The organism is Acholeplasma laidlawii PG-8A (assembly GCF_000018785.1).
GTDB classification, from domain to species: Bacteria; Bacillota_I; Bacilli_A; order Acholeplasmatales; family Acholeplasmataceae; genus Acholeplasma; species Acholeplasma laidlawii.
Window position 1 is genome coordinate 687,376 of record NC_010163.1, and the last position, 24,692, is coordinate 712,067.

Below are 24,692 nucleotides of genomic sequence, written 5' to 3' on the forward strand. Positions count from 1 at the left end.
TTATCCTTTCGTTGCACCTGCCATGATACCTTCGATTAAATATCTTTGGAATACCATATAAATTACGGCGATTGGAACCCCAACAATTAATGATGCTGCAGCAAATGCTGGGTAGTTTAAGTCATATTGACCGTTGATAAACGAGAAGATACCAACAGCTAATGTCCATTGTTCTTGAACCTGATCCAAGCTATTACCTGGAGCAGGAACATTTAGTAAGTAACCCGGTAACATATAATCCATCCATGGTGCCATAAACATTGAAACGGCAACAAACGTTAGGATAGGTACGGATAACGGTAGAATGATGTGTACAAATATTTTCACCTTTGAAGCACCATCAATCATTGCGGATTCGTCTAGATCTCTAGGAATTTGAGACAAGAACCCTTTAATTAACCATAAGTTACCTGGAATTGCACCACCAATATATAGAATTGTTAGGTAAAGAGGTTGCCCAAGTAAACCGAACTTCCAGAATAATACATACATTGCAATTAATCCCATGAATGAAGGGAAAGCTTGAAGAACTAATATAGTTAATAATCCAGCTTTTTTACCTTTAAAGGAGTATCTTGCAAATACATAAGAAGCACCAGTAATGATGATAGTACCTACAATCATGTTGATGAATGCAATGATCAGTGTATTTAAATACCATTTACCAAAGCTAGAATCTGGTGAGTTAAATAGATAATCAAACCCATTCCAAGTAGGATTGCTTGGCCATATTGTGTTAGGTATTGTAGATGTACCAGGTGAGAATGCCATACCAAAGATATAGATAACAGGTACTAATACAACAACGACAAGTAGAGTTAACTCTGCATTTATTAAGAGTTTTATAAGTATGTTTTTAATACTAAAAGTTGCTTTAATTGATAATTTTGATGTATTACGTCTTTTTGGGCTGTTAGCGTAGTGAATAAATCCATAAATTGGAACTAACCCAATTAAACCTGGCAATGTACCCTCGTACCCTTTTTTTGCTGCATATTCTACAACAAGTCCTTGATGTACCAAAAATATGAGTATTACTATAAAGGTAATCATTAAAGTACTTGCAAAATTATTTTTAAAAGAAACATAAACCATCAGTGATACTGGTATCAAGATAACTGTTAATATCAGTAATGCTAGAAATACAAACCCAATCTTTTTAGATACTACTTCAGGAGAGAGTAAGTAATCAAACTCTTCTTTGGTTACATGTGGTTTTAAATTTGGAAGTTCATTTACGTAATAATTTCCATAGAATGGTAACATAGATATTATTTGAATTTTTCTGTTGTGTTCATAGCCTTTTTTCTTAGCTATGTCATGAATAATTAAGTAGTTAGAAGTAATTGCCCAAACTACTATAAACAATATTAGAAGTATTAAGATTTCCATATATTAATCCTCCTGGAATGCTTTGGTTCTAGATAAGTTCCAAGCTGTCAAACTACCTACGAATATGAAGATGAGTACAGAAAAGACCGAAGCTAAGTTATAAATTTGATGATCAGTTGTCAATCTGTACATCCATGAAATCAGGATGTCAGTCTGTCCTGCAAATCCACTATTGACATCATTTAAGTTACCTGGTCCACCACCTGTGATAAAGTAGATGACACCGAAATTATTAAAGTTCCCAGAGAATGTCATGATTAGAATGGGCGCTGTTGAATATAGGACAAGTGGCATTGTAATAGATCTTAGTTTTTGGAATCCGGTTGCACCATCAATATCAGCTGCTTCATAAAGTGATTTATCTATAGCAGTCATAATACCTGTCATTAAAGCCATAAAGTAAGGGAACCCTAACCAAATATTAAGAACGATAATTACAGTCTTAACAAAGTTTGGATTATTTTCATTTGTAAACCACTGAATATTTTCATGGCCTAACCAGAAATACTTAGCGAAACCACTCACTTGATTATAAGCTTGACCTAGTATACCCCAATCAATAAAAATATCGTATATACCAAGTTGCATCAGTAATTGGTTAATAAATCCTGTTTCATTAAACATGACACTAAATACCATTTGAGATAGTAATGCAGGAATCGCCCATGGAAGAATTAAAATAGTTCTCCATAGTTTTCTAAAGACTACAGATTCTGCATTTAAAATAAGTGCTTGGAAGAAACCACCAAAGAAAACAGTTACTGTTGAAAATACTGCCCAAATAAGTGTCCATGTAAGAACACGCCAGAAAGCATTACCAAAACCTTGACCAATGCTTGAGTTAGGGTCAAATACTGTAATAAAGTTTGTAAATCCAACCCAATCGAATAATTTATCCATAGAACCATTACCACCAATGGATGTAAAGGCTAATACAAAGCCGAATGCAATTGGCATAATAGAAATAAATGCTAATACAAACATTGCAGGTGATAAAATGATATATTCAAAACCATTATCCCAAACTGACTTAAAGTATGATTTTGTATCTAGTATTTCCTTTTCTTTTCTTCGTTGTTCAGACACCTTGTATGTATCAAGTGCTGACCATATACCAAAGATAAAGAAGAATAGGGATAAAATGACCATAATTAAACCATCAAGTAATAGTAATGTTGAAATATGACCACGTATATTCACTTGACCTTCAAAATTAATATTAACGCTTCTTAGGTTTGAATTTGAAGACTCACCAGGTAATCCAATCATTGCATGTTCTAATGCTAAATGACCATTTAATCTAACTTGTTCAGTTTGACCAAGTGTTAGGACTTCCCAATAACCTTTAACAAACATACCTGCACGATCATAGAAGAAATTATTGAAATCTTTCATGTACTGTGCTTTGAAATCAGGATGTAGATCCATATAAACACGAACCATTAATTTAACAAAATCTTGAGATTGTGTAGGGTTAATAGTGTGTACTTGGACAACTGCACGTCTAAATAATGTTGAAAAAGGCGTTTGTTTGTATTGTGCACGCACTGTATTATGAATCAATCCTGGTTCATAATATTCATAAAGTGTACCGTTTAACTCATAAACTGGTCCTAAGATATTAGTAACAGCAGTTGGTGAGAAACCAGCACCAGATTCTTTTAAGCTAAATGTGTCATTAGACAGTAATAAGAATCTTTGTTGGTCTGTATTTATGAAAACTTCAACATAATACTCATTTGTATCAGTATCTTTAAATAGTTTACCGGTTTTTCTAAAAGGTGTTAAACCCTGTACACTTGTGATAATCGATGGATTATCCATACGGTTAAACACATGAGTTTCAAAGTACTCAGTTATTTGTTGACCTGCAACAGCTTGACTTGAAATAGGTAAGTAGAACTTATGATTCACTTCATCCCAATACATGTTGCTATTTTCTAATGTAATTAAACGTTTAGCATTTGCTGAATCAAAGTCTTCAGCTCTTGTTTCATTCGTTGTACCGAACTCGGTATATCGTAAATAGGATGCCTCTTTTAAATCTCTTGCGAGGAATTCTATGAAACGTTCTTCAGTAAATAGTTTGGCGGTTGGATTTTGTGATCCAGTAGCACCACCATAATATCCCCCGTTTGGTTTTTCTTCAACACCAATTTCATCTAAAAAAGCTTCAAAGGAAGCGATTCTGTTAGAAGAACTTTGTAAGATTTGGCCATCATAGAATTGGAATAAGGATTTCTCAAACCATTCACCAAATGACTCCCCGGCAATCTTATTAAGTGCTATTTCATTTTCTGTGGTTTCTTCATAAAAATAATTAGAAGTTGCGAGCTCTAATGTTACGAAAATAGCAAAGAAAATGAAGAAAAATAGTGCTTTTAAATATTGTCTATTAAAGACTTGACCTATACCCCATATTAGCCCCGATAGTATAGATTTTATTATACTCCATGCCTTCATTATGTAACACCTCTTTATTGTGACTATAATTGAATGGAGGCGATAGGAAAACCTATCGCCTACTCATTCTTTCTTAAATATACTTGTTGCGAAAACTAATTATTGACCGCCTAGACCAGCTTGTGCACGGTATGCATTTTCAGCTGCAACCACAGCTTCAGAAATCACTGTAGCAGGGTTGTTCCAAACAGATATAATCATTGATTCACCTGGACCCCAGTAGTATTGAACTGCAGGGATTGTAGGCATTGGAATTGCACTTTCTAACTGTAATGAAATTGCAGGTAGATAAGGATCTGTACTGAAACCATCGATATTTGGTAATAGTTCAGGCTTTAAAGCAGGTAATTTATTTTTCATCTTTAATTGTAATTCCATAGCTTTATCGCTCATTAGGAATTCTAAGAATGCTGTTGCAGCTTCTTTATTATTAGAATACTTGTAAATTGCAGCCATTTGAGCACCTGCAAATGGAGCACCTTGTACGCCACCTACTGATGGTAATGGAGCGATACCGAAGTTTAGACCTTCTGTACCAGCATATTCTTCAATATTCCATGGACCAGCAATAATGTAAGGGATGTTACCAGCTACGAAGTTAGCACCAGCACCCACTGAGTTGTGGTTGTTGTTACCAGTTGTAGCAGGTTTTAATTTATCACGGAACCAAGTTAATGCAGCAACTGCATCTGCAAATCCTACAGCACTTGGATCATCTAGGTTTTCACCAAACGGTTGGAAGCCTAATGCAGAGTAGAATGTTTGCATGAAGTATGAGTCAGCCCAGTGAGAAGAAGTACCTAAATAGTACCAACCTTTTTGAGCATTTGTTTGACCAGAACCATCACTTGCTAATGCAGCATTCCAAGTAGCAGCAGCAGCTAATAATTCTTCCATAGTAGCAGCAGGTGTAGATACTAAATCTTTATTGTAGTATAGTCCAATAGCCTCTAGTGACATTGGTACTGCATAAACGTTTTCTTGAGCGTTAGCACCTGGACCAAATACACCAGTGGATTCATCATATAGTAATGTAGCAATATCCATACCTAGTGGATGCGCACGTTCAGCAACACGAGTTGCTACTGAAGATGGTAATGCATAAACTAAATCTTCTAAGATCGCTGATGCTAAGTGGTCATGAGGGAATTGGAAAATGTCCGCTCCATTACCAGTTAAACCGAAAGTTTTTAGTCTTTCACGCGCATCAACTGTACCCATATGTTGGTGTTGAACAATAATGTCTTTACCAGCATCAGTTTTGTTGAATTCAGCGATAACTGCTTGCATATATTCACCATTTTGGTCGTCTATCCAAACAGTAATTGTTTGTTTTTCTTTATAGATTTCAGAGAAATCGTATTCTGCACCGTCATTTTTTGCTTTTGGTGTACATGCCACCACAAATAAGACGAACATAATCATTAAGATTGAAGTAAATGTTTTTTTCATGTCTATCCTCCTTAAGCCTCAGGTTTAACGACTCTGAAAGTAAATGTTTCTTGAGTTACGTTACCCCATGCGTCGGAAACTTGTAGCATAATTACATAATCACCAACTGTACGTGTATCTAATTTAGAGTTTTCGCCTTTTGGAACGAATACTGCTCTAGTTAAATCGCCATCTCTGTCATCCACTGCATCGTATAGTGGGAAGTCAGCTAGGTTAAATGGTTTACCCCATTCAACTTCGATCACTTTATCTTCACCTAAAAGTGGGAAAGTAATAACAGGTGCATTTCTATCTAAATCTAATTCGATAGATGCTTCTTCAGTACCATTATCAAAGAATAATACATAATCTTTAGTAATATCTAGTTCTGAACCGTCTGCTAAAACGACAACGAAGTCAGCAATTGTATCATTACCAGTAGCAAAGTCAACACGGTCAACAGTTAATGCAGGACCATAAGTATCTTCACCAGTCAATTCTTTAACTGAGAACCAACCTTTAACTAATGCTAAAGCTTGAGCTTCAGTTAATTCAGAGTCTTCATCTTTTAGCGGATTAGCTAATTGAGCAGAAGTTTTAACGATAACTTGGTTAGATCTAACAGCATATGTACCGCTAGCAGCGCCAGAAGTAGCGTCTACAGTGTAAGGTAATAATCTGAATGAGAATGCATTGAATGCAAAATCAGCAAAATTTTCATTACCGTAGAATAAGTTAGTATTAGTTGTTACACCATTACCATTAGAGTAAACGAATGCAAAACCGACTGCACCTGGTTCATGAGTACCTTCACCTAAAGATAATTGTAAAGTAACATCCCCAGTTTTCTTAGAACCATCGCCTTCACCGAAGTAAATCAGTAATCCAGCACCTGGAACTTCATCATCTTCTGTTGGAGCAGCAGTTAACATTGAAGCTTTAACAGCCATACCAGTAGCTGTATTACCAGCTGTTGAGAAGATTTTTAGTGGTTCGTTCCAACCTGTAGCTTCTTGTGACCAACCACCCCAGTTGTGAACACCTAGATTATCTTCGTAAGATCCTGATGGATCAAAGTATAGTAAGAACATATTATATTTTGTATTGTCAGCAACGAAATATCTCGGATCTTCAGTAGTAGTATTACCTGATCCTTGTACAATATAAACGTGTACAGTTTCATTTGCTTTTACAACTGATTTTTTAATTGATATGTCCCCAGTAAATTTATTTCCCCAGTTTGGATCCCCAGCTAAACCATTTGGTCTTTCAACTGCAATCCATCCATAAGTTTCTGTGCTTGAAGATGCAACCACAGGTAAACCTTCATAAATAAATGTCGCGCCAAAATCATCGACGCCGTCATGGATGCCATGTGGATCTATGCCACCCCAAGTATGCGTACCTAACAAGTCGTAATTTTCACTCCAATTTTTAAAGTGAACGACTAGAGTTCCAGTTTCCTCTTCCGCAGCATAAAGATGCGGTAAAGCAACTAGTATGGTAGCAAAAACTAATAAAGATAAGATAATCTTTTTCATTTTACCCTCCTAAAAAGTATTGTTTGTATCATCTTACAACACAAGTATATCATATTTATTTATAATTTTGTAAAGCGTTTACATATGCGGTACGTGTGCAAACGGTTTCTTATTTGCAAACGCTATCATTATAAAAGTAAAAATTAGGTATAATTCCAATTTTCATGTATTTTTTAATTTGCATAAAAAAAACCACCCATTTGAATAATGGATGGTTAAATGCTTGACTAAGTGATTAAGAAAAGTTTTTTCTTGAAAATACTAAGAAGACTAACATGACGATTAATCCAAGAACTAGGTTGAATACAACAGGTGCAAATCCTGGAAGAATAAGTCCAAATATCAAGGCTAACACACTTGGCAGTGTAGAAGCTAAGACGATGAAGTTTAGACCTTCTAAGTAACTTAAGAAGTTTTGGAATCCGAATCTAAAGAGTTGAATAATACCTGATAATACAATGATATAAATAAGTGTTGCTAAAAACTGAACGGACTGGTTTCTAATGACTGTAAACAAAATGATTTGATCACTAAATGATTTTTCAATGGATTCACCAAAAAGCTGATAATCTCTAATGCGTTCATCTCCTGTAGAAATATTTAACTGACTTAACATGATAGGTGTTTCAAATCCTTTGTAATTCGGTGAACTAGTTGTATTTTTGTTAATGTCTATATATTGTATATAATCAGCGTAGAAGATGACTATGTTTTTATTGGTTACAGATTCAATGGATTCATCATAACCAAAATAGTAGATGAAATTTTCATGCGCATAACTTGAACCATTTAATGCATTGCTGTCTATACCGCCAGATGTAATGGTAATTGAAGGAAGTGAAGACCAATTAGGTGTAGTCTCTGTAAGGTTATGTTCAATAAAATTAATTTTAGAACCCTGTTCTTCAAAGGTTAACCAGGTTAGTGGAAAGTTGGCAATAAATGTTAATAGAATAAAGTATATAAAGACTTTGAGTGCATGAACTTTTCTACTGTTTTCAATTAATTTTGGAAATTGAAAACCCATTTTAAAATATTTAACCAAAAACATTATTTTAATCTCGTTTCTTTCATCGTTTTTGTTTGTAATGTTTCGTTCATGCGAACATTTTGCGGTGAAGTGTCTAAATCAATGACTTTGGTCTTGAACACATAATCATGAATTGTTCTAGACACATGTTTTTCTGAAAGTGCGAAAAAGGCGATTACTGAGTAGAGACCAAATGTTGCAATTGAAAAGAAGTATTTGAAAACTTCTCTACTAATCAGTTTTAATTTGGAAGGATTGCTTCCATCCATATTAACCACTTTGATCTTTTGAAGTCTTTTACCAAAAGTCTGTCCAGCTTTTGTCAATTGTGGAAATATAATAAGGAAAAAGAATGTCAAGATAAGTATGGATGCTTGAATGTATGGTCTGATACTATCGTCTATATTAGCTAATCCAAAGGCTGTTAGTATAAATATAATAATTAAACCTGAAATGTCTGCTGCAAATGCACGTACTCTTTTTTCGAATCTAGGTACCATGTTGATATCCCTCTGCTTTCATTTTATGTGTTTTATTATAACACGGTATTTTATTTAGATCCCAATCATATTGGACCGTAATAAACTAAGAAACATTATATTACAATTTGTAAGCGATTACATTATGTAAACGATACCATAACGTTAAGTTTTAAATTTTTATGTGTAAAAGTACAAAATCAAAGACTTACTAAAATTTGGCTACTACCAGAAAACCTATATTGAATAGTGATATTGTGCAAACGGTTTCTTATGCAAACGCTATCATTGAATACAATGAAAGACATAAATCTATGATATATTTAAATCCTAGGAGGGTTGGGAAATTGAAAAAAATAATATTATTTTTATTAACAGTTATGTTAACAAGTGTATTAGCTTTATCAATTACTTATGCTAGTGAAAGACCAAATACATTAGTCGTTCATTATTTTAGGTATGATGGCAATTACACAGGCTATAACATGTGGTTATGGCAAAATGAGCCTACTGGTTTAGGTGGTAAACAATTTAACTTTACTAATACAAATGTAGATGAACATGGTGCTTATTATGAAGTGGATTTAGAAGCAGAAGGCTATAATGAAACCACTAAATGGGGCATTATCATTAAACAAGGTGCTTGGGATGGTTACAGAGAACCAGGTGGAGATAGATTCTTTAAACTTAGTGATGCCGAGTTAATTAATGGTAAAATCCATGCTTACTTTGTCCAAGCAGATACACGTATTGGTTTAAGTAATGCAGATTTAGCAAATAATATACCAGATTACAGACCAAATATCTTATTTGTAGCATTTAATGCACAAAGAAATATCGTTGTAGACTTAACGCATCCTGCAACAAGTTATAAAGTATATGAAAATGATGTTCAAGTTAAATCAGGTAATTTTACTACAGGTCTTAGACAAACAATTACAGATCTAAATATTGACTTGACAAAAACATATGATTTAGAAGTGACTTTTGCTGATTCAACAGCAAGAAAAACAGTCTCACTTCAAAATCTATATGACACACCTGAATTTGAAAATGCCTTTACCTATGACGGAGAGTTAGGTGCTATATATACAAAAGCTGAAACAACCTTTAGATTATGGGCACCAGTATCGCAAGCTGTTTCAGTTAATATCTATAATCAAGGACATCCTCAATATAACCGCTTAGGGCAGGCATCAGAAGAGGCTAACCCGGTATCAACACATGAGATGACACCGATTGAAAATGGTGTATGGGAAGTTAAATTATCAGGTGATTTTGCATCTAAGTATTATACATTTGATGTCACTAATAATAATGTTACAAATGAGGTAACAGATCCATATAGTTACTCAACAGGTGCAAATGGACTAAGAAGTATGGTTGTTGACTTTGATTCAACAGATCCTTTATATTGGGATTTTTCAACAAGACCCAATACAATTCAAACATTTACTGATTACATCATTTGGGAATTACATGTGAGAGACTTAACAACACATAGTTCTTGGAATGGTACAGAATCAAGCCGTGGTAAGTTTTTAGGTTTAGCAGAATCTGGTACAACGTATTCAGCAAATGGTACAACCGTTACTACAGGGCTTGATCACATTGAAGAGTTAGGCGTGAATGCAGTACATTTACTACCTATCTTTGATTTTGGTTATATTGATGAAGTAGAAGTATTTAAAAACCCTAATACTGAAAATGTGTTTAACTGGGGTTATATGCCGTATCACTTTAATACATTAGAAGGATCTTACTCTACCAATCCATTTGATGGTAATGTTAGAATTTATGAATTCAAACAAGCTGTTCAAGCATTTCACCAAAAAGATATCCGAGTAATTATGGACGTTGTCTATAACCATACCGGTGAATCTGAAGGTTCAAACTTCCATAAAATTGTTCCAGGTTATTTCCATAGATTAAACGCTAATGGTGGGTTCCAAAATGGTTCTGGTACAGGTAATGAAACGGCTTCGGAACGTAGTATGGTGCGTAAATTCATGGTAGACTCTACAGTATTTTTAGCTGAAGAATATAAACTATCTGGCTTTAGATTTGACCTGATGTCACTACACGATATTGAAACAATGAATGCAATTAGAGAAGCTTTAAATAAAATTGATCCAACCATTATTTTATATGGTGAACCTTGGGCAGGTGGTGACACCTTAATTGATGGCGATATCGCTGCTGGTATGACAAATACCAATGGTTGGGACCGTACTCAAGTACGTAAAATGGATAGTGGTGTTGGTGCATTTAATGACTTGTATAGAAATGCATTAAAAGGTACACCAGACGGTGCTGAAGGTGGATTTGTTCAAGGTGCTATGGACTTTAATAAGATGCAAGACTTACGTAAAGGTATTATGGGTGCTACAGAGCAATTTACAAACTCACCGCTTCAAAATATCGTTTATGGTGAAGCACATGATAACTTAACGTTACATGATAAATTAAGATCATCAGGTGTTCCAATTAATGAAGTAAAACACGCTCAAGTACAATCTAACGCGATAGTATTAACCTCAATGGGTATACCATTCCTTCATGCAGGTACAGAATTCTTAAGATCGAAACCACTTCAAAATGGAGGGTATGATCATAACTCATACGAATCTCCTGATAGTGTGAACCAATTAAGATGGGACCGCAAACTAGAATATAATGATGTATTTGAATATCATAAAGCACTGATTCATATTCGTAAAACTTATCAAGGTTTACGTATGGATAATATGACAGAAATTAATGCAAGATTTAATTTTGTTCAAACCTCACAAGATCATACTGATAAATCACTAGCATACACAATTGATGGCGTTGGTAATCAACCAAAACTTTTAATTATTCATGCTGGACGTGTAACAGGTACCTCAGTGACATTAAATGATGGTAAAACCTATATGATGGTCACTTCAAGAGCTGGTAGTCAAGGTTTATATGATGTATCTAAAGGTTTGGTTACAAGAAGTGGTAAGTTTGATGTATTAACACAAAATACAACTTCAATATTTGTTGAGGTAAAATCAACAGATCTACCAACATTAAAATCTGAAGTGGTAACTGTAGCATTAAATGAAGCATTTGATGGCTTAAGTAATGTGAATGTACCAGCAGGTGCAACTGCATATGCAACAGCAATTGATACATCCATTCCAGGATTTAAAGTAGTGACTGTATCGATTACAGACTTCTTAGGTAATCAATCTAACTTATACTACGTAGCCAATGTTTCAGGTGGAATGTTTACAAACGTATTAGGAGGATTATCATAATGAAAAAAGTACTTTTAGCTGTAAGTATCTTATTATCTTTACTCTTAGTTGCATGTGATAGTTCAAGTAGTGCAACCGTAGATATAGAAAATATAAACTTAACATCAAATATCTTAGAAGCAGATTTAAAAATTAAAGTAGAATACCAAACTAGTGAAGAGTTAATGGAGCTTGTTACATCTGCAGTGAACTTAACTTATTCACACTATAAAGAAGATTTTGGTACAAAAATATATACACTCTATTTTAAAGTGTATGCTAAAGATGCTACTGAAGCATTAGGTATTATCACGTATAAGGTAAATGATTCTAAAATTAACCCGGGTTTAACCTATATTGGAGATAATTTAAACTAAATTCATAGAGATAAATAAATCAACCCTCTCCAATTAAGGAAAGGGTTGTTTTATTATGAAATATAATCGTTTATTTTAGCTGAATCTATCTCTAATACTATTGTACCATATGCAGGTAACTCTAAGTTGCCATAAAGTAGTTTTACGTAGTCAACATCAACTGTTTTAGTAGTAGAAGTCATATTATGTATCACTAGTACTGTTTGTCCTTCACCTTCAAATTCATAGTGTCTTACATAGCCTTGTAGAGAAGAGGTATTTTCATTCCAAGCTTTTAAGAAGTTACCATACATTAATCCCGGATTATCTTTTCTTAAGTTCGCTAGTGCTTTATAGTGGTTTAATAAGGAGTTTGGGTTTTCAAGTTGTGTAGCAACACTAGGCGCACTATTACTTCCATTATAAGGGTTTAACCAAGTAGTAGTTTTAGATGCATCACCCCAAATAAATGGTGCTCTTCTATATTGATCATAAACTGTACCTTGTCCAACATCTATACCTTCGTATCTTGTACCTGTCATACCTAATTCTTCACCGTAATAAATGTGAGGTGAACCAGGTAGTGTTAATGTTACACTTGCTGCTAATTTTAATTTTTCTAATCCCATTGGACCGCTAAATTGACCGAATGATGCAATACGATCTAAATCGTGATTACTAATAAATATTCCAGGTGCATAATTTGCATTATATGGTCTATAGGTATTGAATGCACGTTCAATATTAGATACAAAGAGTCTAGAGTCTGTACCATGACCTACTTTACCCCAAATTTCATTTGCTACATAGAAATCAAATAATGAATCTAGACCGATATAGTAATTTTGTACTGCACTGTATTCATAATCAAATACTTCACCTAAGAATAAAACACCCGGATCATTTTGTCTTGCATGTGTTTGTAAGCTTCTTAAGAACTCATGTGTTTTAGATGCCATAACAGCAGGATTTGTGCCCGGATCACCAATAAACAAGTGTTTAGCTGCATCAAATCTAAATCCAGTAATACCTTTATCTTGCCAAAATGTAATAATGTTTTTAACTTCTTCTACAACTTCTTCATTTTGAAGATTTAAATCTTTCATACCACCCGCAAATGATTCAAAAGCAGTAGAAGGAGTTTGCCAAATATACCAATCTCTATAAGGAGATGTGGATGCGTTATCTTGAGCATCTACAAACCAAGGGTGTGTATCAGAGGTATGATTTATGACCAAGTCCATCATAACGCGCATTTTGCGTGTTTTTGCCTCACTTATAAGGTTTTCTAAGTCATCCATCGTGCCATACTCAGTATTGACGTCATAATAGTCTGTAATTCGGTATCCATGATGTGAACCAAAATCTAGATCAGTTTCATTAAATGGCATCATCCAAATTGCAGTAACACCTAAATCTTCTAAATAATCAAGATTTTGTGTTACACCATTAAAGTCACCAATACCATCGCCATCACTATCCGCAAAAGAACGTATAAATATCTCATAATAGATATCATTTCTTGGGTTTTCTGCTCTTAAATCAACTTTGTTATCACCTTCACCATTACTTGGTGTACAAGCAATGAGTAGGCCTACCATCGCTAATAAAGTAAATAGACTCAATATTTTTTTCATAATTACTTATCCTTTTCAATACATTTTTTCAAATATAGTTGTTACTTTAAATCTATCACAAAAGTGAATATATATATATAATAACGAATGAATCATTACTATGTAAACGGTTTACTTTTGATAAATAACAACAAAAAACTACATAAATAAGTAAAACATTTAGTATAATAAGTATCCCACAAAATACAATTTTCACATTTGTAAAAAAACTAACAGACTTTAAAACTTGAAAACGTTTGCAATTAAGTACTTAACTATGTTACAATAACCATGATAGAAATCTTGCATCTATCTACATTAAATCAAAATATAATTCCTAGGGGGAAAACATGGCAACATTACATTTAAAAGACATCAATAAAATCTATCCCAACGGTGTTCAAGCAGTTTTTGACTTTAACTTGAAAATCGAAGATAAAGAATTTATTGTATTTGTCGGACCGAGTGGATGCGGTAAATCCACAACCCTCCGTATGATCGCGGGCCTTGAGGACATTAGTTCAGGCGAGTTATACATTGATGAAGAATACAAGAACGATACTGCTCCAAAAGACAGAGATATCGCAATGGTTTTCCAAAGTTACGCGTTATATCCACACATGACTGTGTATGATAATATCGCATTTGGTTTAAAACTGCGTAAAGTTCCTAAAGCTATCATCAAAGAAAAAGTACATGCGGCAGCGGAAATTTTAGGTTTACTACCTTATTTAGATAGAAAACCGAAAGCTCTATCAGGTGGACAAAGACAACGTGTGGCATTAGGACGTTCAATCGTACGTGATGCTAAAGTATTCTTGATGGATGAGCCTCTATCAAACTTAGACGCGAAGTTACGTGTTCAAATGCGTGGGGAGTTAATTAAACTTCACAAGCAATTAGATACAACAACTATTTATGTTACCCACGACCAAATTGAAGCTATGACAATGGCATCAAGAATCGTCGTTATGAACAAAGGTTATATCATGCAAGTAGGGTCACCTAAAGAAATTTATGACAGACCATCAAGCATTTTCGTAGCTGGCTTCATTGGAACACCTCCAATGAACTTCATTAACGGTAAAGTAAATGAAAAAGGTGTATTTGAAGCTGGTAAATTCAGAATTCAATTACCTAATGATAAACTAGAAATAGTTACTCAAAATAAATATATCGGAAAACCAATCGTTTTAGGTATCCGTGCTGAAGATATTCATGATGATGAATTAGTTATGAAAGCACATCCAAACGGTGTATTAGATGTTGAAGTTGACGTTGCTGAGTTACTAGGTGCTGAAACAAACATCTACATGGATATTAATGGATCAAATGTCATCGCTAAAGTTGACGCTAGAACCAACATTAGTATTGGTGATAAGATTCAAGTAGCATTTGACTTAAACAAAATTCATTTCTTTGATCCTGAAACTGAGTTAAGACTAGAACTTGATCCAAACGTGAAAACACATGCTAGATTAGCTGTTGAAGCTGCTAAAGCTGCGGGTCATGACTTACCAACAACTAAAAAAGATGAAGTTGTTGAAGAAATCAAACCAGTATCAGAAGAAAAAGCATCTAAAAAATAAGTTCAGATGAAAACTAAAGATCAAAAAATTGTTATTGATAGGCGAGATTTAAAAGTTAGAGATAAATATTTTATTGAAAACAAACTCAAATATAAGATGACAATTGTTGAATCTAAGAAAAAATATAATCGTAAAAGATTAAAGAAAACTATAAATACAGAAGAAATCTAGCAAGAAGGTTTCTTCTGTTTTTTTACCAACAATAAAATAAATAAAGAGGAGAAGTGCGATGAGTTTATATGATATTGAAGTTACAAGAGCAGACGGTTCTAAAGAAATGATGTCAAAATATCAAGGTAAAGTCTTATTGATTGTAAATACTGCTACAAAATGTGGTTATACAAAACAATATGAAGGTTTGCAAGAAATCTATGACAACTATAAAGATAAGGGTTTTGAAATCCTTGATTTTCCATGTAACCAATTTTTAGCACAAGCACCGGGTTCCATCAAAAAAATCAATGAATTCTGTCAAATTAATTTCGGAACAACATTTACACTATTTGATAAAGTGAAAGTGAATTCTAAAAATGCACATCCACTTTATAAATACTTAAAAGATAACGGTCCTGAAGAAGTTGTCGTATCACATGATGCATTAGTACCCTCAGGTAAACCAAAAGATAAAATTAGTTGGAATTTTACTAAATTTTTAATTAGTAAAGAAGGTGAGATATTGTACCGTTTTTCACCGAAAGTTACGCCTGAAGAGTTACTACCTTATCTACAAAAAACACTGTAATAACTGTGTGTAGATTATGATAATCATTGACTTTCAGGGCTATTTTTGATATGATTATATCGTTATTAAAATGTAATAACACGGAGGAAGTACATAAATATGGAAGATTCAAGTAGCGGGCAGAGGACAACATTAAGTGATGACCCACACGAGGGGGTAACCTTCTAATGGGATTACAAATATTCTTAATTGTATTTTTTATTGTCTTAAACGGTATATTTGCAGCTAGTGAAATTGCACTAGTATCTGCAAATAGAAGAGAGATTCAAGAAGATGCTGATGCAGGTGGTAAGAAAGCTAAAAAAGCTAAACGAGTGTTAAAACTCATTGAGAATCCAACAAGATTCTTGTCTACTATTCAAATCGGTATTACGATGTTTGGTTTTATTAATGGGGTGATTGCAGCGGATGCATTCTCTAATCTCATCTCAGACCAAATTGCAAATTGGACAGGGTTTGATACATTAATTATCATTCCAGTTGTCACATTTATAATCACACTGATCTTAACTTATTTCCAAGTTATCTTTGGAGAGTTAGTACCTAAACGTATTGCTATGAAGTCACCTGAACGTGTTTCATATATATTTATTGGGTTTTTAAGTGCGATTGCAGTCATAATGAAGCCATTTGTTGTATTATTAACGTCTTCAGCAAATCTGATCATTCGTTTATTTGGCATAAACCCGCAAGATGATGATGACACATTATCCGAAGAGGAACTCATCTTAGAACTAAATGCCTCAGAGTCTAAAGGGTTCATTGACAGTTCAGAAAATGAAATGATTCAAAATATATTTGAATTTGATTCAACAACTGTTGAAGAAGTCATGACCCACAGAACTGAAGTTTCAGCAATCAATGTAAATTCTACAAGAGACGAACTTGTAAAATTCGTAACAAACGAAAAATACACAAGATTTCCAGTATATGAGGAAACCTTAGATAAAATCGTTGGTACACTTCATGTTAAAGATTTATTAAAATATCTATCAGAACATGAAGATAAAAACGAATTTGATATTCATGAAATATTAAGAGATCCACTCTTTGTACCTCAATCTAAAAATACAAGAGCGTTATTTAGAGAAATGAAATTAACTAAAACGCATATTGCAATTGTAATTGATGAGTACGGTGGAACTGCTGGTATTATCACCTTTGAAGACTTAATTGAAGAGATATTAGGTAATATTTCTGATGAGTATGATGAGGATGAAGAAGAAATTCAAGCAATCAGTGAAGACAGATATGAAATCGATGGTTTAATTGATTTAGATGATGTCGAAGATTTAATACATGCTGGTTTACCAATAGAGGATTATGACACTTTATCAGGGTTTTTACTTGGCCAATTAGGTCGATTCCCGGAAGCTGATGAATCCATAGTTGTAGTATACGGACATTATAGATTCGAAGTTCTATCTTATGAAGATAAAATCATTGAACGTGTTTTGGTTACACGTATCGAAGAAGAACCAATTGAAGAAGTAATGAATGAAACGGATGCAATGTAATTTGCATCCGTTTTTCTTTTAATGTTTTTTAAAATATACCTAAACTCAATGACAAAGTCATAAAAAAAGGTATCCATTAATGGATACCTTATTTAATATAAAACTTATTTAGCTGGAACTAATTTCCATAAATCAAAGAAGTCAGTAGCTGTAATTGTTACACCAGCAACACCTTCGAAATCACCATCAGTATTTGTTTCTGGGAATGATTGGTTTTCTACTAAGTAAGCAGCAGCAGCATAAGCTTGAGCGTCATAATCTTTTTTAATTGGAGAAGCACCAGTCATACCATATGATGTACCTAATTGGTTTTTAGTCTTTAATAGTTTAGGTGTAGCAGAAGTATAATCAGCCATTAATGAAATGCTTGGTGTTTCTGGATTTTCATCATGGTCAATTTTTGTTACAAATCCTGCAGCATTTACAACAGCTTTGTAACCATAGAAAACGTTGTTGAAGTATGCTAATACGATACGACCATTAACTACTACAAATGAACCGAATGTGTAAGCATCCCATGTACCTGTACTTACAACTTCTTCCTTAATAGGATCCCAGTATTGAACTGCAGCATGTTCTTCAGCATTAGCTTTTAGAGTTTGGAAATGGTAACCATCTTTGTAATCACCTTTTTCAACTGGTTCGCTTGCTAAAGCGATTTCTGCTAGAGCATAGAATTCTGAAGTAGTAATTGAGACACCTGCTGGAGCTGGTAATTGATCATTTACATCGCCTTTTGAGTCGATGAATTTTTCAATAACTAGGTCAGCTTGTTCATGCCACCATAAATCTGAATTCATATTATAGATACCTGCTTTTGAAGCAGCAACTTTATCCATACCTTTGTATGTGTTGTTAGCATCCCCTTCGATGTTGAATGCATTCCATTCAGCACCTACAACTTTGTCACCTTTTTTCTCGATGACAACCCAATATACCCAAGATGAAGTGTCAGTTGGTGTTTGACTTGCAAAATAAAATTTGCTTTCAGATGGGCCACAAGCAGTTAAAGCAACTGCCATGATTAAAAATAATATAACGAAAAATCCTTTTTTCATGTTTTCCTCCATTTAATTTTATAAGATATCGTTTGTTCGTCTATTATTATAATTTATTAAAATATATAAGTCAAAGAAAGTTATAAAAGAAAATGACATTTGTGTGAAAGTTATTACATTATCTTTCAGGATACCTTTCATTGCATTTTTATTACAATATCATTTGACAAAACCTTATGAATGATTATTCACTATTTTACAGTAAAAATTAGTAGGGTGATATTATAGTAACGCGGTTTAAAATTTGTTATAATTGACTTGTAATAGAAAAATAAAAGGAGTTTTTATGGATATAAGTGCGTTAATAGATATGATCGTATCTATATCAAATAACATTTTGATTTTACTATCCATAGTCTTTTTATACACGCTTTCTAACTATGAACTTTATAAGCATAAACGCATTAAACAAGTAGTAACCGGTATTGTTGTCGGATTTTTGACTTTATTTTTAATGACCAATCCAATGGTATTTGAAGAAGGTATTGTTTTTGATACAAGAACCATACTTATACCAATATCCGGTGTATTCTTTGGGCCGATTACTACAATCATAGCGAGTATCATTGCCATTGCTTACAGAGTTAATTTAGGTGGAGTTGGTATGATGGTGGGTATATCAACAATCGTCATTAGTGCAGTGATTGGTATTTTGTGGCGTTATATATTCAGACGTCATAAATTTAAAAACAAATATTTAGAGTATTATATTTTAGGCTTTACATCGAATGCTCTTGTATTTCTGCTCATGTTCTTTTTACCAGACAGTTTAAATGTCATTAGACAAGTATTTCCGATTTATCTTATCCTCTTTCCGGTTGTTACGATGTTAACTGGTGTAGTCATTAAACAGCAACAGTTTAGAATACAAGCAAGCAACCTTGAAAAAGCTCAAATGCTATTACTTCAAAGTTCTATAGATGCTTCACACAACGTGGAAATATATGTAGTGGATAGTGCCTACAATTATCTGACCTTTAATATTTTTCATAAGAATCAAATAAAAGCATATTTTAATGTAGAAATTGATGTAGGGTTTAATGTACTATCCTTATTAAAGGATGATAATAGAAGAACACGTATTAAAACATCAATTGATAGTGCTTTAAAGGGTGAAATAATTCATGATGTCATATATACTACATTACCTGGTAATAAAATTATAGAGGAACGTTTTACACCACTTCGACGTGGACATGATATTTTAGGGGTAACAGTTTTCATCAGAGATATTACTGAACAACGTCTACATGAAGACTCTATTATGAGATTAAGTTATTATGATGGCCTTACAGGGTTACCAAATAGAAGATATTTTCAAGAAAAATTAGTAGAAGTTAATGATAATCAATACTGTCCTGTATCAATCATTACATGTGATATCAATGGCTTGAAACTCTTTAATGACGCATTGGGACATAAAATGGGAGATTTGGTACTTGTTAAAGTAGCAGAAATTCTTACCAGACACTTATTACCAAATGGTACAGTTAGCCGTATAGGTGGCGATGAATTTATATTTATTCTACCAAACACGGATTATGATACAGCCCTTAAGATGATGGAAAAAGTCGATAATGAATTTGATAAACATCTATTTAATGGTTTAAAACTCTCAGTTTCTTATGGGATTGCGACTAAATTAGAAGGTGATCATATCGATGATGTTCTAAAACAAAGTGAAGTACAAATGCATAAGAGTAAACTCTTTGAAAAAGCATCTCACCGCAGTGAATTTATTAAATCTATCTTAAATACCTTGAGAGAAAAAAATCCTCGAGAAAAGGATCATTCTACTAGGGTAGCTACCATCTGTACAGAAATTGGTAAATTCCTAGGTATGAAAAAACATGATCTAAATTTACTCGAGGCGATCGCATCACTTCATGATATTGGAAAGATTGCTATTGATGAAGCCATCTTGAATAAACCAGGCAAACTAACACCTAAAGAATGGGAAGCAATTAAAAAGCACCCTGAAATTGGTTATAGAATTATTTCTACTGCCCCTGAATATGCAGAAATTGCAGAGGATATATTATCCCACCATGAACATTTTAATGGTCAAGGCTATCCAAGAGGGTTAAGCGGTGAAGATATTCCTATTAGAGCTAGAATAGTTTCGATTGCTGATGCTTATGATGCTATGGTATCTAGGCGAACTTATAAAGAGCCTATGACACACGAACAAGCAATTTTAGAAATTAAACGCTGTTCAGGTACTCAGTTTGATCCTAATTTAGTGAATATATTTGTTGATTTAATTGAGAATGGCGTATTATACCTATAATTAAAAAGGGTACACATGGATAGTAAATATCTTAATCTGTACCCTTTTTATGTTTGTAACCTCGTAGTTAACGTTTAAACCAATAGCCTATAGATCTTCCACCGCCACCAGAGATGCCTCTGCGACTAGAAAAGAAAAATATAGGTAAAAATCTATAGATAGAAGCGCCTGATAAAATAATAATTGAAAAAATTATCCAAAACCAATAACTAGAAAACCAACCTTCATAGAACTCATATTTTGGAATAGCGGCTATATAATCATATTGAACCTCGTAATATGCATCCATGTAAGAAGTATGGTTATAAGAAGTATAGTCATAGATATTTAAATATATATAGGATAAGACACCATGAAATAAACTTATAATTCTTGCATCATAATCATATGCAGGTATTAAAGGATCATTAAAATAATCAGTAATCAATTGATTAGCACTAAATGCGGATAGGTATCCGCTCATAGTAGTTCCTATTTCAAATAGTATATTTTCATAATTAATAGTATCACCCTCTTTTGAAAACAATACAGTAATAAGAATACCCATATCATTTTCACCGATGCCCCAATTATTAAAGATTTCAGTTGTATTATAGGTTGATTCATCACCTATATATGCTACAACTACAACCTGAGCACCTTGAATATTAGAAGGTATATCATCTGCCTTAGAATCAAGGTATAGTTCATTGGCATAGTTAAAAATAGTCCAACTGGTGGCGTTTAAGAGTATGTGATCCTGATCATGAATGTAAAACAGTTTAGAAGGTTCTAAAGAAGTGTTTTTATTGCTTGTACAAGCACTTAGAGTCAAAATAAATAGTAGAATCATCCAAACTATATAAAGTCGTTTATGATTCATAGTTTGATAAATCAATCATTAAAAGTAGGTAAGGTTTTGTTGAAGTTTGCTACCTCATAGGTATCATATTGTGGATTATTACCTACAAACAAGTTATTTGGAAACATTCTTATATGTTTATTATAAGTAGCAACCGTATCATTATAAGCAAGTATAGCGGTTAAAACTACATTGGTTGATGCATTAAATTCAGCCAACGCATTTGCATAAAGTGCAGTTGTATTATAACTTGATGGGTTATCTTCTACATAGGATACTAGATTAATAAAGGTGGAATTAATCTCTTGTATAGATTCATCAATTGATTCTAAATCATTACTAGCTAGCGCATTAGCAAATGCAGTTCGAGCAGCCATAATAGTATCTAAATACCCTTGAACTGTTGAATTTGCACTTTGGATTGTATCAATCATTGCTGCCATTTTATCATATCTTATCGATAAAGTAGCATGTACATCCCCACGTTTTTGGCTCACTTCCACATCATTAGACTGATATGTATTGTAAGCTGTAATCCAAATACTTGAGATTACAACAATAACTATTGCAACGACTCCAAGTATAATATATAGCTTTTTCACATTATTTTCCCCCATTCATGTGAATTTATATCATAATTATATTGCTAATTAACAACTTCATATTAAAAATTGCTTAAAAATCTCTAAAAATTTTATGAAAAATATTACATTGCTCAGATTACCTAAAATATGATAAAATATTAAGAGCATGAAAGGTATGAATAATTTGGACAAGAAAACATTAAACGAACGACAAAAGAATATTAGAAACTTCTCAATTATTGCCCATATTGACCACGGTAAATCAACGTTAGCAGACCGTATTTTAGAAATGACTTCGACTGTAGATAAGAGAAATATGAAAGCTCAACTTTTAGATAGTATGGATCTAGAGCGTGAACGTGGTATTACAATTAAATTGAACGCTGTTCAATTAACTTATAAAGCAAAAGATGGCAATGAATATATATTACATTTAATCGATACTCCAGGGCACGTCGATTTTACCTATGAAGTTTCCAGATCGCTTGCAGCTTGTGAAGGCGCTATTTTAGTTGTAGATGCTGCACAAGGTATACAAGCACAAACATTAGCAAACGTATATTTAGCTTTAGATAATGATTTAGAAATCATCCCTGTATTAAATAAAATAGATTTACCAAGTGCTGAACCGGAAAAAGTAAGAAGAGAAATTGAAGAAATCATTGGTATTGATGCATCAGATGCAGTTATTGCCAGTGGCAAATCTGGTCTTGGTGTAATTGATATCTTAGAACGTATTGTTAGAGATGTTAAGGCACCTGAAGGTGATTCTAATGAACCTTTACAAGCATTAATCTTTGACTCATTTTTTGATATGTATAGAGGGGTCATTCCTACAATTAGAGTTGTAAATGGTTCTATCAAAAAAGGTGATTTAATTGAGTTTATGGCTACAAAAGCTCAGTTTGAGGTTGTAGAGGTTGGTGTTTACACACCAGAACAAAAACCAGTAGATATATTAGGACCTGGTGATGTAGGTTATATCACAGCGGCAATTAAAACACTAGATGATGTTCGTGTGGGTGACACCATCACACATGTAAAGAACCATACAAAAAAAGCACTACCTGGTTATAGAACATTAAATCCTGTTGTATTTTGTGGATTATTCCCAATTGATCCTGATCAATATAGAGATTTAAGAGAAGCACTAGAGAAATTAAAATTAAATGATGCTTCACTCATCTATGAACCAGAAACATCTCAAGCTTTAGGTTTTGGATTTAGAACCGGTTTTCTTGGATTACTTCACATGGATATTATCCAAGAACGTATTTCAAGAGAGTTTAACATTGAACTTATAGCAACTGCACCTAGCGTTATTTATGATGTATATTTAACAGATGGTAGCAAGTTACTAGTGGATAACCCAAGTTTCTTACCGGATGTTCAAAAAATAGATCGTATTGAAGAACCGATTGTTAAAGCAACTATCATGTGTCCTAAAGACTATGTTGGTGCTGTTATGGAAATATGTCAGAAAAAGCGTGGTATCTTTAAAGACATGACTTATGTAGATCAAACAAGAGTAATGATCACTTATAGAATACCTTTAGCAGAAATTGTATATGATTTCTTTGATAAATTAAAATCAAGTACAAAAGGTTATGCATCATTTGACTACGTTTTAGATGGTTATATGACATCCAGATTAAGAAAAATGGATATCTTATTAAATGGTGAAGTAGTGGATGCTTTATCTGTAATTGTTCACCATGACTTTGCATACTCGCGTGGTAAAGCAATTGTTGAAAAATTAAAAACATTAATTCCAAGACAAATGTTTGAAATACCTGTACAAGCTGCATTAGGTGGTAAGATTATTGCTAGAGAAACAATTAAAGCGATGAGAAAAGACGTTATTGCTAAATGTTACGGTGGTGACGTGTCTCGTAAGAAAAAATTACTAGAAAAACAAAAAGAAGGTAAGAAGCGTATGAAAACCTTCGGACGAGTGGATATTCCACAAAGTGCCTTCCTAGCAATTTTATCAAACGAAGATTGATAACACATATACTATAAAGTAAACAGGTGAAATACACCTGTTTTTTTATAGGCTATGAAAGGTGTTAAAATTAACATAAAATCACAAACTACAAACTATTTATCTTGACATGAATGCGCTTACATGGTATCATATGAATGTAGGATAAATCTATGTTCGTGAGGGAATTAAATGAAAATGAAATATACATTTCAAGTACATATTAATTCAATTGGTACGCGTCAATTAATTGACAGATTTTTTAATAAAATTAAACTAGGGTAGGAATATTATATATTCATACCTTTTTTTATGACTTAGGAGGATAATTATGAACACAATGCTTTATATGAATAACAAGAATCCATATGTAAAATATAGATCTGTTAATCCGGATACTGGTGATGTTAAGGTATCAACAGAAGTTTATGATAAAGTCAATGATGAGATACTAGAAAACATCCTACACCAAACAACTCATAAAAAAAAGAAATAATTCCTTTATAGGATAAA

General features: G+C 33.3%; 19 protein-coding genes. 9 read left to right on the forward strand and 10 right to left on the reverse strand.

What is annotated here, in order from left to right; genetic code table 11:
- The 6 genes from ACL_RS07240 to ACL_RS03315 form a co-directional block, all read right to left on the reverse strand.
- On the reverse strand, positions 1-1,392 hold the full coding sequence (locus ACL_RS07240) for a sugar ABC transporter permease (RefSeq protein WP_012242606.1): 1,392 nt from the start codon (positions 1,390-1,392) through the stop codon (positions 1-3).
- 3 nt (positions 1,393-1,395) lie between these two features.
- Positions 1,396-3,855 (reverse strand): carbohydrate ABC transporter permease, encoded by a 2,460-nt coding sequence (locus ACL_RS07245; RefSeq protein WP_012242607.1) that lies wholly within the window; start codon positions 3,853-3,855, stop codon positions 1,396-1,398.
- A gap of 99 nt (positions 3,856-3,954) precedes the next feature.
- A complete protein-coding gene (locus ACL_RS03300) occupies positions 3,955-5,307 on the reverse strand; it encodes a sugar ABC transporter substrate-binding protein (RefSeq protein ID WP_012242608.1) in 1,353 nt (450 codons plus the stop codon).
- Between the two features lie 11 nt (positions 5,308-5,318).
- Positions 5,319-6,827, reverse strand: coding sequence for a hypothetical protein (locus ACL_RS03305; protein ID WP_012242609.1), 1,509 nt, complete (start codon positions 6,825-6,827; stop codon positions 5,319-5,321).
- Between the two features lie 235 nt (positions 6,828-7,062).
- Complete coding sequence (locus ACL_RS03310) at positions 7,063-7,854, reverse strand: DUF1189 domain-containing protein (protein WP_158298325.1); 792 nt, start codon at positions 7,852-7,854, stop codon at positions 7,063-7,065.
- 23 nt (positions 7,855-7,877) lie between these two features.
- Positions 7,878-8,357, reverse strand: a complete 480-nt coding sequence (locus ACL_RS03315) for an RDD family protein (protein WP_012242611.1) — start codon at positions 8,355-8,357, stop codon at positions 7,878-7,880.
- Between the two features lie 326 nt (positions 8,358-8,683).
- On the opposite strand from ACL_RS03315, the gene pulA reads away from it, so the two are divergent.
- Positions 8,684-11,623, forward strand: coding sequence for a type I pullulanase (gene pulA, locus ACL_RS03320; RefSeq protein ID WP_049751947.1), 2,940 nt, complete (start codon positions 8,684-8,686; stop codon positions 11,621-11,623).
- Positions 11,623-11,979, forward strand: coding sequence for a hypothetical protein (locus ACL_RS03325; RefSeq protein ID WP_012242613.1), 357 nt, complete (start codon positions 11,623-11,625; stop codon positions 11,977-11,979). Before pulA ends, ACL_RS03325 begins: the two co-directional genes overlap by 1 nt.
- Positions 11,980-12,032: 53 nt before the next feature.
- Here ACL_RS03325 and ACL_RS03330 read toward each other — a convergent pair whose 3' ends face one another.
- The gene (locus ACL_RS03330; protein ID WP_012242614.1) at positions 12,033-13,595 is read right to left on the reverse strand and encodes an alpha-amylase family glycosyl hydrolase; all 1,563 of its coding nucleotides are present in this window, start codon (positions 13,593-13,595) and stop codon (positions 12,033-12,035) included.
- Between the two features lie 329 nt (positions 13,596-13,924).
- Here ACL_RS03330 and ACL_RS03335 point away from each other — a divergent pair, with 329 nt between their 5' ends.
- From ACL_RS03335 to ACL_RS03345, 4 genes are all read left to right on the forward strand, one after another.
- Positions 13,925-15,163 carry an ABC transporter ATP-binding protein gene (locus ACL_RS03335; RefSeq protein WP_012242615.1) on the forward strand — a complete coding sequence of 413 codons (1,239 nt, stop codon included), beginning with the start codon at positions 13,925-13,927 and terminating at the stop codon, positions 15,161-15,163.
- 6 nt (positions 15,164-15,169) lie between these two features.
- Complete coding sequence (locus ACL_RS07465; RefSeq protein WP_012242616.1) at positions 15,170-15,334, forward strand: hypothetical protein; 165 nt, start codon at positions 15,170-15,172, stop codon at positions 15,332-15,334.
- Between the two features lie 58 nt (positions 15,335-15,392).
- Entirely contained in the window at positions 15,393-15,905 is a 513-nt protein-coding gene (locus ACL_RS03340; RefSeq protein ID WP_012242617.1) for a glutathione peroxidase, read from the forward strand.
- A 167-nt stretch (positions 15,906-16,072) separates the two neighbouring features.
- The gene (locus ACL_RS03345; protein WP_012242618.1) at positions 16,073-17,422 is read left to right on the forward strand and encodes a hemolysin family protein; all 1,350 of its coding nucleotides are present in this window, start codon (positions 16,073-16,075) and stop codon (positions 17,420-17,422) included.
- Between the two features lie 104 nt (positions 17,423-17,526).
- Here ACL_RS03345 and ACL_RS03350 read toward each other — a convergent pair whose 3' ends face one another.
- Positions 17,527-18,480, reverse strand: a complete 954-nt coding sequence (locus ACL_RS03350; protein WP_041633958.1) for a hypothetical protein — start codon at positions 18,478-18,480, stop codon at positions 17,527-17,529.
- Positions 18,481-18,766: 286 nt separating this feature from the next.
- On the opposite strand from ACL_RS03350, the gene ACL_RS07250 reads away from it, so the two are divergent.
- Positions 18,767-20,770 carry an HD domain-containing phosphohydrolase gene (locus tag ACL_RS07250; RefSeq protein WP_012242620.1) on the forward strand — a complete coding sequence of 668 codons (2,004 nt, stop codon included), beginning with the start codon at positions 18,767-18,769 and terminating at the stop codon, positions 20,768-20,770.
- Positions 20,771-20,837: 67 nt separating this feature from the next.
- Here the strand turns inward: ACL_RS07250 and ACL_RS03360 are convergent, their stop codons facing one another.
- Both ACL_RS03360 and ACL_RS03365 read right to left on the reverse strand, forming a co-directional pair.
- Entirely contained in the window at positions 20,838-21,602 is a 765-nt protein-coding gene (locus ACL_RS03360) for a hypothetical protein (RefSeq protein WP_111724342.1), read from the reverse strand.
- Positions 21,603-21,643: 41 nt separating this feature from the next.
- Positions 21,644-22,213, reverse strand: coding sequence for a LemA family protein (locus ACL_RS03365; RefSeq protein WP_041633965.1), 570 nt, complete (start codon positions 22,211-22,213; stop codon positions 21,644-21,646).
- Positions 22,214-22,370: 157 nt separating this feature from the next.
- Here ACL_RS03365 and lepA point away from each other — a divergent pair, with 157 nt between their 5' ends.
- Together lepA and ACL_RS07470 are read left to right on the forward strand one after the other, a co-directional pair.
- Entirely contained in the window at positions 22,371-24,200 is a 1,830-nt protein-coding gene (lepA, locus tag ACL_RS03370) for a translation elongation factor 4 (protein WP_012242623.1), read from the forward strand.
- A 310-nt stretch (positions 24,201-24,510) separates the two neighbouring features.
- On the forward strand, positions 24,511-24,675 hold the full coding sequence (locus ACL_RS07470) for a hypothetical protein (RefSeq protein WP_012242624.1): 165 nt from the start codon (positions 24,511-24,513) through the stop codon (positions 24,673-24,675).
- Positions 24,676-24,692: the final 17 nt, after the last annotated feature.